Genomic DNA, 11,586 nt, shown 5'->3' with positions numbered 1-11,586 from the left:
CTAGTGCGCCCGCTGCCGGATTCGTTCTTTGATCATCTCCGGCAACGCATCGGCGGGCAGCAGGGTCGGCAGTAGCTCCGGTTCGAGGGTCAGCGCGCGAAACACCAGGGCGACGGTGACGTCGTGCGGCGGTCGGGAAACCACTGTGATCGATGCCCCGGCGCGGAGCACGCCCGGCGTCACGATCCGAAGGTAGGCACCGGGTACGGCTTCCTTGGTGAACGTCTTGACCCAACCGCGGATTTCGAGCCACTCGGCAAAGGTGCGGCACGGGATGCGCGGCCGGCTCACTTCCAGGAGTGGGCCGCCGTCGCCGATCTGCCAGCGTTCGCCGATGAGGGCGTGGTTCACGTCGAGCCCTGTGGTGGTGAGGTTCTCGCCGAATGAGCCGTTGCTCAACTCCCGGTCGAGGCGTACCTGCCACTCATCGAGGTCTTCGCGGGCATAGGCGTACACCGCCTGGTCGTCGCCGCCGTGGAACTGCTGGTCACCGATGGTGTCACCGACCAGGCCGCTGCCGAGGCCGCCCTGCATGGGTCCGGGTTGACGGACCTGCACCGGCTCGGAAGTCGGGCGCTTGTCGATGCCCGTGACCAACTGATCCTTGTCGGGGCTGGGCTGTGGGACCGCCAGATTGACCGTCTGGATCGCTGCCATGGCGGCAAGCCTAGAGGCGGCGCAGGCCCCGGATCCGTCGCCCCGATTACCATTCGATCACATTTTCGATAAAGATCGCGCGCTGACCTGCATTTATGTGGGATAAGGCGCGCGCGTGGGGTAAAAGTGACAGTAGTGAAGTTTGTGAGGAGAGGGACCACAGGGGTCGCGACCCCCGCGTAGAGCACGCGGTGTCGGGCGCCCCGGTGGCGCACGAAGAGAGGTGGTCGACATGCGACGGATGATTGTGACGATGGCGAGCGCAGCACTGCTTGCGACACCCATCGCGATGGCGGCCCCGCTGGTGTCGGCGCCCCTCGCGTCAGCCGACAACGCGACCTGGACCGGCGGTACTCACCGGCAGGCCATCGATTTCGTCATCCAGCGTGCGTTGTCGCAGCGCGGGGTGCCGTTCGTCTACGGCGGCGGCAACGCCAACGGTCCCAGCCTGCCTCCGGCCAATGTGACGGCCGCGGCGGCCCCGGTCAGCCAGCCGGCGCCTCAGGTGGGCCTACAGCCGACGGGTGTCACGCAGCCGGTTGCGGCGCCCCAGTCCAACACCCTCATCCCGGGCCTGTCGGGTCTGTTCGGCCCGACGCCGTCGACGAGTGCCATCACGCCCGTTCCGACCACGCCGGGCTTCGACGCCTCCGGTCTGATCCAGTACGCGTTCGCCGGCGTGGGCATCAAGCTGCCGCGTTCTTCGGGCGAGCAGTACAAGGTCGGCCGCAAGATCACTGCGGACCAGGCACTGCCGGGTGACCTGCTGTTCTACGGACCGGCCGGTTCGCAGAGCGTCGCGATGTTCGTCGGCAACGGCCAGATGGTCGAGGGCACCGAGCCGTCCGTCACCGTCGGCCCAGTCCGCACCAGCGGCATGGATCCGTACCTGAGCCGCATCATCGAATGGCAGTAGACACCACAGCAGCACCCCCGCGCTGCGGGCGTGACGCAGTCTTGACAGACTGTCGGGTATGGCACAGATAACCCTGCGTGGAAACCCCATCAACACCGTCGGCGACCTGCCCGCTGTGGGCTCCCCGGCTCCGGCGTTCGCTTTGACCGGAGCTGACCTGGGTCCGGTGACCAACGAGCAGTTCAGCGGTAAGGCCGTGGTGCTCAACATCTTTCCGTCGGTCGACACCCCGGTGTGTGCCACCAGTGTGCGGACCTTCAACCAGCGGGTTGCGGCCGACGGCGCCACCGTCGTGAACGTGTCCAAGGATCTGCCGTTCGCCCAGAAGCGCTTCTGCGGCGCCGAGGACATCGAGAACGTCTCCACCGCGTCGGCGTTCCGGGACAGCTTCGGCGAGGACTACGGCGTGACCATCGCCGACGGCCCCATGGCCGGCCTGCTCGCCCGCGCCATCGTGGTGATCGGCGCCGACGGCAACGTGGCGTACACCGAACTGGTCCCCGAGATCGCCCAGGAACCGGACTACGACGCGGCTCTCGCTGCCGCCAAGTAACACCAGCTGTTCGACTGACGGGGTGCGTGCCAGGGGCACGCACCCCGTCAGTCTTTTTTGCATCGGGCATGATGACTTGGTGCAGCTGCGATTACCGATACCGGCTTTGTCGTTGCGAGCCATCGTCGTTGTCGCCGCCTTGTCGGTGGTCGCGACGGTGCTGATCATCGGTACCTGGGTGTGGATCGGTGTCACCAACGACCAGTACAGCCAGCTCGACCGGCGGCTTGACTCTCTGAGCAGCCTGCCCGACGTCAATACCCTGCTGAGCATCGCCAAGCAGAGCCCCACGGGCACGCCCCAACCCGAGGGCACGCTGGTTCGCACCGTGCGGATCGGCGCGGCGACGGTCTCGATGCCGACGGAGATCGTGTTGCCGCAGTTCGAGAACGGGTACGCCAACACCACGATCAACGGCGTCGAGTACCGGGTCCGCACCGTCACGACGGGGTCGGCGTCGATCGCGCTCGGGGCACCATTGGCCGAGGCGCGGAGTCAGATCCGCACACTGCACATGCGCATCCTGGCCATCTGCAGCGGCGTCATCCTCGGCACGTTCCTCGTCGGTGGCTCGATGTGGTTCGTCATGATCAACCCGTTCCGCAAGCTCGCCCAGCAGGCAAGGCAGATCAACGCCCAGTCGAAACCCGAAGAAGTGCACGTACGTGGCGTCTCGGAGGCCGTCGAGATCGCGGAGGCGGTCGAGGGCATGTTGTCCCGCATCGGTGAGGAACAGGCCCGGACCAAGGCTGCGCTGGAATCGGCTCGCGACTTCGCCTCGGTCGCCTCGCACGAACTGCGTACCCCGCTGACGGCAATGCGCACCAACCTCGAAGTGCTGTCCACGCTCGACCTGGGCGTGGAGCAGCGCAACGAGGTGATCGGTGACGTCATGCGCACCCAGAGCCGCATCGAGGCGACGCTGACGGCTCTGGAGCGGCTGGCACAGGGCGAACTGACCACCGCCGACGATCTGGTCCCCGTCGACATCACCGAGCTGCTCGACCGGGCTGCCCACGACGCCGTGCGGGTGTACCCGGACCTCAACGTCGCTCTCGTGCCGTCGGCGACGGTGCTGATGCTCGGACTGCCCGTCGGGCTCCGGCTGGTGGTCGACAACGCGATCGCCAACGCGGTCAAGCACGGTGGCGCCACGCGCGTGCAGCTGTCCGCGGTCAGTTCACACGACGGGGTGCAGATCGCCATCGACGACAACGGCACCGGCGTGCCAGAACACGAACGCGACGCGGTCTTCCATCGCTTTGCGCGCGGCTCGACAGCGTCGCATTCGGGTTCCGGCCTCGGCTTGGCGCTGGTTGCCCAGCAGGCCGAACTTCACGGTGGCAGAGCGTCTTTGGCGCAGAGTCCCCTGGGTGGGGCGCGCCTGCTGCTTGAGCTACCCGCCCCGCACCCCGAATCCGACTAGATGCAGGCGGCGAAGACGCAGAATCCGCCGTCAGGTTCCCAGCCACCGTTCCACGTGCCAGGCGGGCTCCAGCCCCACGCCGGAGGAGGCGGCGGACCCCAGCCGGGGCCACCGTCGCCGTCCCAGCCGTGGTCGTGACCCCAGCGGGCCGGGACCGGAGCCATGCCCGTATCTGCGCTGGCCGTACCGATACCCAGTCCGACGGCGCCGGCAGCGACCCCGCTGGCGACGGCCAAGCCAACAATGAGCTTTATCGATTTCATAGCTATCCCATTCCTCGACTCAGGTGAACGCCGCGATAATTGCGGTGCTCGCTGTTTCTCGGTCTGTAGCCATTGTGGTTCTCTAAGCTAGGTCCAGCCTGTGTGCCTGTTAGGCAACGGCTTTCGTTCCTGGCTAGATGCAGGCGCCGAACAAACACACACCGCCGTCAGGTTCCCAGCCACCGTTCCAGGTGCCCGGCGGGTTTCCGTCCTGGGGAGGTGGCGGACCCCAGCCGCCATCCTGGGGTGGCGGCGGACCCCAGCCGCCATCCTGGGGTGGCGGCGGTCCCCAGTCGTGGTCGCGCGGCGGTGGTGGCCCCCAGTCGTGGTCGCGCGGCGGTGGTGGACCCCACCCAGGGCCGGGCGGTGGCGGCGGTGGTGGTCCCCAATCGGACGGTAACGGGGTGTTGCCGAACCCCGCGTCGGCGCTGGCAACACCGGTGCCCAGCGCGATGGTGCCGGCGGCGAGGCTGCCGGCGATCGCCATGCCGGCGATCATCTTGGTGGATTTCACTGTCGATCGTCTCCATTCTCGGACCTGCGCGAAAGCGCATCTGACAGCCCGGACCGTGGGGCGGACCGGACCGCTCGACGCTGTCGAGCCGTCTGATCATGGAACGTCAGCACGTTGTGGATGAGCTATGTCTTGTGTCTCTGCCAGGTCTCGATTTCCGTCCGCGATGGTCGCCGGCGTCTGGTCCATGTGAATGCCGACTGCAGCCGGCTCCATACAATTGGCCGATGTCTGGCAATCGTCGGGGCGGTCGGTTGGACCGAATTGGAGCTGCCCAATGCTGATCGGCGTCATCGCGGCTCTGGTTGCCTGTTTCAGTTACGGCACCGCTTCGGTCCTGCAGTCGCACGCCGCACGCAAGTCGGTTGGCGAAGCCGGCGAGGCTATCGAAACCGGCCCCACACTGCGTTCGACGATCACGGCGATGCTGGCGCCGCTTTTCCTCGCCGGCATGGCGTTGGACGGGCTGGGGTTCCTCGGCAGCCTGGTGTCGGCGCGGCTGATCCCGCTGTTTCTTTCGCAGACCATCATGAGTGCCAATCTCGCGGTGACGGCCGTCCTCAGCGTTGTGGTTCTCAACGTGCGACTGCGTGCCCGGGACTGGGCCGCCATCGCCACAGTCCTTGCGGCACTTTGTGTTCTGGGCTTCAGCGCCGGTGAGCTCGGCAGCACGGTGCCGGGCCGGCACATGCACTGGAGCGTGCTGGCGGTGTCGCTGCTCATCTTGGTCTTCGGGGTCGCGCTCGTGCGGCTGCTCGGCACGAAGGCGGCGGTGCCGGCGGGGCTCATCGCCGGTGTGCTGTACGGCGCCATGGCGGTGGCGGTGCGGATTGTCCACGGCCTGGATCCGCTGAAGTGGCACGTCCTCATCGCCGACCCGGCATCGTGGGCGGTCGTGATCGCGGGTGCGGGCGGGTTCTACCTGTTCACCGTCGCGTTGCAGGTGGGTTCGGTGAACGGAGTTGCGGCCGCCCTGGTCATGGGCGAGACCGTGATACCCGGTGTGGTCGGTGTCCTGTTGCTCGGTGATGTGGCCAAGCCGGGGTTCGGGTGGTTGGTGGGGGTCGCATTCGCGACCGCAGTGGCCGGTGCGGTCGCGATTGCGATCTTCGGTACGGCAGAGCCGGATCCGGCCCGCCCCTAGTCCTCCTTGCGGATCAGGCGCCACAGGGCCTCGCGGTCCGGCGCCAGCAGTTCGTCGATCCGCGGCTGATTCACGTCAGCCACGATGATCTCGCCGACCTCCTGGTAGACGTTGCTGAACAGGCCGTGGGACTTCATCTTCTCGGTCTGGTAGATGTTGTCCTCGGTCGGTGTCACGTAGTAGACGATCTCCGACTTGAATCGGTGGATCAGCCACACGTGGATCAGATCCATCAGGCGCTTCTGCCGCAGCTTCTCGGCGAAGGTGTTCTGGTCGCGCACCGTCAGGATATTGCGGCCGTGCCGGTCCTTGATCGGGTCGACGACGACGTTCGCCAGCGGCTCGTCGCTGCTGCCGTAGATGCCCAGATCCAGGACGTCCGACCCGGCGCGGCGAGGACGCAGCTGTACGTGCAGCTTCTCGCCGATCTGGTAGTGGTCGCTCCACATGGCCAGCCACTCTTCGAGCAGCTTCTTGGGCACCTCCGTCTGCACCAGGTGCTGGTGCTGGGTCGAGCCCGCGCCCATGGCCTTGGTGGTGGCCGTGCGGCCGGACGATGCCGCCAGCGCGGCATCGCTGCGCGGGCCGCCGACGAGTGTTTGCGGTGTGCGGTAAGGAGATTCGACCAGGCGCATCTTGCGTTGCAGCCGGGCGAGCGCCAGCATGCCCTCCTGCCGGAGGGACGTCGCGAACTCCTCGCACGCTACCCCGTCGACCTGATGGCCGCCGTAGGTGATGAAATTGAAGACGAACCCCATCTTGCCGAGTTCCTCTGGAAACGCTCGCATTTCATCGTCAGTCATACCGGTGGTGTCCCAGTTGAACGACGGCGACAGGTTGTAGGCCATCATCTGGTCCGGGAATTCAGCGTGGATGGCCTCGGCGAATTCGCGGGCTTCGGCCAGGTCCGCGGTCTTGGTCTCCATCCACAGAATGTCGGCGAACGGTGCGGCCGCAAGGGATTTCGCGATGGCGTAGGGGATCCCGCCGCGCACCTGGTAGTAGCCCTCAGGGGTCTTCGCGAGCTCGCAGTCCCATGCGACGTCCGCACCCAGCTCGCGGGCCTTCTCCCGGGCCGCGTACAGCGACGCGCGGGCGGCGAACGTGCGCCATTCGTCCGGGCTCACCGCGGTGGCCTCGCCCTCCTTGGCCCGGAACTGCAGCACCTCGGCGACGGCCTCACAGTAGGTGGTCAGCCCTGAATCCGCTTGCCAGGCCTCGACGAACTTCGACTCGACCTTGTCGAAGACGGAGTCGACGGACTGTCCGGAATTCTGGTCCCAGTCAGCCGCAGCTTCGTCGACGAGGCCAGCGATGCCGTGGCTGTCCAGCCACGCCTCGGCGATGGCGTACTGACCCTCGGGCAGCGCGTACAACAGGTGCCCGCGCAGGTCGGTGACGCCCTTGTCATGGAACCGCCGGACCATGGCCAGGAAGCACGACTTGTACGACGGAATCTTGAGGTTGGTGGCGCCCAGCAGGAACGGCTGGTCGCGCTCATCGGCAGCACTGTCGATGAGGTTGGCGGCCTCGGCGTCGGTGCGAGCCACGATGATTCCCGGCACTCCCATCATGTCCAGCTGGAAGCGCGCGGTGTTGAGGCGCTTGAGCTGTTCGTCCGACGGGACCAACACCTTGCCGCCTTGGTGGCCGCACTTCTTGGTGCCGGGCCGCTGATCCTCGATGTGATAGCCAGGCACGCCGGACTCGACAAACCGCCGAATCAGGTTGCGTACGTGGGCATCTCCACCGTGGCCCGTGTCGGCGTCGGCGATGATGAACGGCCGGTAATCGACGGGAGGCGGAGCTGCCGCAAGTTGTTCGGGCGTCATCTGCAGGCGCAGGTACTGCTGATTGCGGTCCGCGGTGAGCAGGGCGCGCACGAGGCCGGCGGCTTCGTCGGGTACTTGGCTCAGCGGGTAGCTGGCCAGGTCGGGCCCGGGGTCCTCACTGATGGAGCCCTTGGCGGAGGTGGCCCAGCCGCCCAGGTAGATGCCTTCGATACCGATCCGCTTCATCACCACCGCCTGGCCGGGGGAGTACGGCCCGAACGTGGTGATGCTCTTCTTCTGAGCGAACAATTCCCGCAACCGCGGATAGAACGCTTCGGCGGCCTGCCTGGCCACCGGGTAGTCGGACGAGATGGTGCCGCGCTGTTCGACCACTTGACGCGCGGTGTAGAGCCTCGTGATGCCGTCGAAACGGGGGCTGTCGAAATACTCCTGCACGGCGGCGACGTTCTGCTCGAATGACGTCGCGACTGCTTCGAGAGTCATGGACTGCTCCTTGCCGAGCTTGTTTCCGATGAACGCTCCGAGCCTATCGCCGCGGGGCGGCCGCGAAGATGCGATCAGACATTCACGTCGAAGCCGAGGTTGACGTCGCAGGCCGCGTGCCCGCCGCGGATACCCCAGTTCTCGAGCGCGCTCTCGCGCAGCAGGATCGTGACGTGGTCGGCCGGAATGCCGAACGCGGCAAGGCGGCCCGCGATCTCGCGGTACAGTGCGCGCTTGGCGTCCACCGAACGGCCGGCGAAACAGTCGATGGTCACCAGCGTGTACCGCTCGGGGTGCGCCAGCTGCGGTGCGTGCGAAAACCGGTGCGGTTCATGGACCAGCAGCCGGACGTGCTTGTCACCGACCGGGATGTGGAACGCGGCCACCAGCGCATCATGGACGGCGTCGATGATGGCGGCCTCGTCGGCTTGGCGATACTGACGGCGTACTTCGATCAGTGAACTCGGCATGGCCCAGATCGTCACACTCGATCCGCCGTAGCGCACCTGAATTTCCGCACCCGTGGTGGCGTCTCACCACGATGCCACCACGACCAGGAGCGCCCCGACGGCCGTCAACGTCACCGCCGTGATCGCGGCGGTGTGTTCCTGCACCCGGTGGCGCATCCGCTCCAGACCCTTCTCGGCATAACGCGAGGCCACCAGGTGCGCAAGGATCGGCGCGGCGGTGGTGGATCCCGCGACGGCGACGAAAAAGGCGATCGCGCCGGCCTTTTCGACTGGGGTGGTCAGAAAGGCGTCGATGGCCACGCCGCCGGCGACGCACGCCAGGATGAACTTCGGATTCGCGACGGCGAAGACGGCGCCCATGACCCCTGTGACCAGTGGCGACGCGGTCTGCATCCGGGTGAGCCAGCCGGTGGCCTGGGCATAGTGCTTGCGCCGGAACCAGGTGAGGACGCCCAGTGCCATCAGCGCGATGCCGATGCCGAGCTGCAAACGCGAACTGGTCGCGGCGGCGTGCGACTGCCCGACGGGTGACACCAACACCACCGCGCTGATCACGGCCGTCAGCCCGGCGAGCCACCCGCACAGGTAGGTCAGACCCGCGCTGCGGGGCCGGTCCGAGTACAGCAGGAGCAGCACCGGCGGCAGGACCGCCATCGGGGACAGCGCCACGATGAGCGCGTCGGGGATCAACCACGTCACACCGTCATCTTGCCTGTGCGCATCGTGCCTTGTGGCTGCCCGCCGCAGACGCGCGGTCGGTGATCGGGCACGCTGGAGCACACGATGGCAGCCCGCATATCACTCTTGGACGACCCCGCCGACCTGTCCGCGCTGCGCGCGACGGGCGCCGACCCCGACGAATTGCTTGCGTCATTCGCCGAATGGGCCGAGGCGGCGGGCACAGCGCTGTACCCGGCGCAGGAGGAAGCGCTGATCGAGCTGGCCAGTGGCGCTAACGTGGTGCTGGCGACGCCAACGGGTTCCGGCAAATCACTGGTCGCCACGGGCGGGGTGTACTTCGCCCTCGCGGGTGCGGACGCGAGGAGCAATAGGGAAAGCAGCCGGCGAACTTATTACACCGCGCCGATCAAGGCACTGGTCAGTGAGAAGTTCTTCGCCTTGTGCGACGTGTTCGGCGCCGCCAACGTCGGCATGCTCACCGGTGACGCGGCAGTCAACGCCGGTGCCCCGATCATCGCCTGCACAGCGGAGATCCTCGCCAACATCGCGCTGCGTGAGGGCGCGCAGGCGGACATCGGGCTGGTGGTGATGGACGAGTTCCATTTCTACGGCGACCCTGATCGCGGCTGGGCGTGGCAGGTGCCGCTGCTCGAGTTGCCCAGCGCCCAGTTCCTGTTGATGTCGGCGACGCTCGGCGACGTGACCGTATTGCGTGAGGACCTCACCCGGCGCACCGGCCGTCCGACGGCGCTGGTCGCTGGGGCCGAGCGCCCCGTGCCGCTGTTCTACAGCTACGCCACCACCGCGATGCACGAGACCATCGCCGACCTGCTGCAGACCAAACAGTCACCGATCTACGTCGTGCACTTCACCCAGGCTGCCGCGCTGGAGCGGGCCCAGGCGCTCATGAGCGTCAACGTGAGCACCAAGGAGGAGAAGGCGGCCATCGCCGACCACATCGGCGGCTTCCGCTTCACCACCGCGTTCGGCTCGACGCTGTCGCGGCTGGTCCGGCACGGCATCGGCGTGCACCACGCCGGCATGCTGCCGAAGTACCGGCGTCTGGTGGAACAGCTGGCCCAGGCGGGCTTGCTGAAGGTCATCTGCGGCACCGACACCCTCGGCGTCGGCATCAACGTGCCGATCCGCACGGTCGTGTTCTCGGCGTTGTCGAAGTACGACGGCACCCGCACGCGGTTGCTCAATGCCCGCGAGTTCCACCAGATCGCCGGACGTGCTGGACGGGCGGGCTACGACACGGCGGGCACCGTCGTGGTGCAGGCACCCGAGCATGAGGTGGAGAACCTCAAACAGTTCGCCAAGGTCGCCGACGATCCGAAGAAGAGGCGGAAGCTGGTGCGCCGCAAGGCTCCCGAGGGCATGGTGCCCTGGGGTGAGAACACCATGAACCGCCTCGTCGCGGCCGAACCCGAAGCACTCACCAGCAATATGCGAGTCTCCACGGCGATGATCCTCGACGTCGTCGACCGCCCCGGTGATCCCTGCCTGGCCATGCGTCGGTTGCTCGGCGACAACCACGAGCCACGCAAGCGGCAGTTGCGGCACATCCGCGAAGCGGTCGGCATCGCGCGTTCGCTGCTGCAGGCCGGGGTGCTGGAACGACTGCCGGAGCCGGAGCCTGACGGGCGGCGCTACCGACTGACCGTCGACCTGCCGCCGGATTTCGCGCTGAACCAGCCGCTGTCGACGTTCGCGCTCGCCGCGGTCGATCTGCTCGACCCGGGTTCGGAAACTTTTGCCCGCGATGTCGTTTCGGTGATCGAGGCGACGCTCGAGGATCCGCGCCAGATCCTGGCAGCACAGTTGAAGAAGGCCCGCGGCGAGGCCGTTGCCGCGATGAAAGCCGAGGGCATCGAATACGACGAGCGCATCGAATTGCTCGACGACGTGACCTACCCGCGGCCGCTCGACGAACTGCTGACGCACTGCTTCGAGGTGTACTGCCGTACCAACCCATGGGCGGCCGATGGGCACCCGGCCCCCAAGTCCGTCGTCCGAGAGATGTGGGAGCAGGGACTCACGTTCAAGGAATACGTGAGTGCCTACGGGCTGACCAGGACCGAGGGCGCGGTGCTGCGCTATCTGTCCGACGCGTTCAAGGCGCTGCGGTCCGGTGTTCCGGCCGCCGCCCGGACCGAGGAGCTCACCGACATCGTGGAGTGGCTGGGTGAGCTTGTGCGCCAGGTCGATTCGAGCCTGCTCGACGAATGGGAACAGTTGACCAGTGCCGATCAGGTCGATGAGATGGCGGTCATGGCGCCGGTACGTCCGCTGACCGGCAACGAGCGGGCGTTCACCGCGATGGTGCGCAACGCGTTGTTCCGCCGGGTGGAGCTCTGGGCCCGACGCCGCTGGGACGAACTCGGGGCCCTCGATGCCGGTTCGGGATGGACGGCACAGCGGTGGGAAGCGGCAGGGGAGCCGTATTTCACCGAGCACGAGGATATCGGCACCGGGGCGGACGCCCGCGGGCCGGCGATGTTGATCTTCGACCGCGCGCCCGGTGTGTGGCGCGTCCGGCAGATCCTGGACGACCCGGCCCACGATCACGATTGGGGCATCGACGTGGAAGTCGACCTGGCCGCATCCGATGAGGACGGCGCCCCGGTCATCAAGGTCGTCGATGCGGGGCTTTTCGGTAGCTGAGTGCACTTCTCGGGCACAC

11 protein-coding genes are annotated in these 11,586 nt (G+C 67.0%); 5 read left to right on the top strand and 6 right to left on the bottom strand.

Annotated elements, in window-relative coordinates:
- Positions 1-657, bottom strand: a complete 657-nt coding sequence (locus G6N59_RS03265) for an MOSC domain-containing protein (RefSeq protein WP_138229359.1) — start codon at positions 655-657, stop codon at positions 1-3.
- Positions 658-889: 232 nt separating this feature from the next.
- Here G6N59_RS03265 and ripD point away from each other — a divergent pair, with 232 nt between their 5' ends.
- From ripD to G6N59_RS03250, 3 genes are all read left to right on the top strand, one after another.
- Positions 890-1,573 carry an NlpC/P60 family peptidoglycan-binding protein RipD gene (gene ripD, locus G6N59_RS03260; protein WP_138229358.1) on the top strand — a complete coding sequence of 228 codons (684 nt, stop codon included), beginning with the start codon at positions 890-892 and terminating at the stop codon, positions 1,571-1,573.
- A gap of 58 nt (positions 1,574-1,631) precedes the next feature.
- The gene (gene tpx / locus G6N59_RS03255; protein WP_138229357.1) at positions 1,632-2,126 is read left to right on the top strand and encodes a thiol peroxidase; all 495 of its coding nucleotides are present in this window, start codon (positions 1,632-1,634) and stop codon (positions 2,124-2,126) included.
- Between the two features lie 79 nt (positions 2,127-2,205).
- Positions 2,206-3,552, top strand: coding sequence for a sensor histidine kinase (locus G6N59_RS03250; RefSeq protein WP_234884120.1), 1,347 nt, complete (start codon positions 2,206-2,208; stop codon positions 3,550-3,552).
- On the opposite strand, the gene G6N59_RS03245 is transcribed toward G6N59_RS03250, so the two are convergent.
- Together G6N59_RS03245 and G6N59_RS30985 are read right to left on the bottom strand one after the other, a co-directional pair.
- The gene (locus tag G6N59_RS03245; RefSeq protein ID WP_138229356.1) at positions 3,549-3,815 is read right to left on the bottom strand and encodes a hypothetical protein; all 267 of its coding nucleotides are present in this window, start codon (positions 3,813-3,815) and stop codon (positions 3,549-3,551) included. The genes G6N59_RS03250 and G6N59_RS03245 overlap by 4 nt on opposite strands.
- A 133-nt stretch (positions 3,816-3,948) precedes the next feature.
- Positions 3,949-4,329 carry a hypothetical protein gene (locus tag G6N59_RS30985; RefSeq protein WP_138229355.1) on the bottom strand — a complete coding sequence of 127 codons (381 nt, stop codon included), beginning with the start codon at positions 4,327-4,329 and terminating at the stop codon, positions 3,949-3,951.
- Positions 4,330-4,606: 277 nt separating this feature from the next.
- Between G6N59_RS30985 and G6N59_RS03235 the strand changes: the two genes are divergently transcribed.
- Positions 4,607-5,473, top strand: coding sequence for a hypothetical protein (locus G6N59_RS03235; protein ID WP_138229354.1), 867 nt, complete (start codon positions 4,607-4,609; stop codon positions 5,471-5,473).
- On the opposite strand, the gene aceA is transcribed toward G6N59_RS03235, so the two are convergent.
- From aceA to G6N59_RS03220, 3 genes are all read right to left on the bottom strand, one after another.
- A complete protein-coding gene (aceA, locus tag G6N59_RS03230; RefSeq protein ID WP_138229353.1) occupies positions 5,470-7,749 on the bottom strand; it encodes an isocitrate lyase ICL2 in 2,280 nt (759 codons plus the stop codon). The genes G6N59_RS03235 and aceA overlap by 4 nt on opposite strands.
- Before the next feature lie 74 nt (positions 7,750-7,823).
- On the bottom strand, positions 7,824-8,219 hold the full coding sequence (locus G6N59_RS03225) for a tautomerase family protein (protein WP_138229352.1): 396 nt from the start codon (positions 8,217-8,219) through the stop codon (positions 7,824-7,826).
- Positions 8,220-8,282: 63 nt separating this feature from the next.
- Complete coding sequence (locus tag G6N59_RS03220) at positions 8,283-8,918, bottom strand: GAP family protein (protein ID WP_138229351.1); 636 nt, start codon at positions 8,916-8,918, stop codon at positions 8,283-8,285.
- A gap of 84 nt (positions 8,919-9,002) precedes the next feature.
- Here G6N59_RS03220 and G6N59_RS03215 point away from each other — a divergent pair, with 84 nt between their 5' ends.
- Positions 9,003-11,567: a DEAD/DEAH box helicase gene (locus tag G6N59_RS03215; RefSeq protein ID WP_138229350.1), complete on the top strand. Its 2,565-nt coding sequence runs from the start codon at positions 9,003-9,005 to the stop codon at positions 11,565-11,567.
- The last annotated feature ends 19 nt before the right edge of the window (positions 11,568-11,586 follow it).

Source organism: Mycolicibacterium aubagnense, from assembly GCF_010730955.1.
Classification (GTDB): Bacteria; Actinomycetota; Actinomycetes; order Mycobacteriales; family Mycobacteriaceae; genus Mycobacterium; species Mycobacterium aubagnense.
This window is presented reverse-complemented; position numbering and strand designations above follow the sequence as displayed.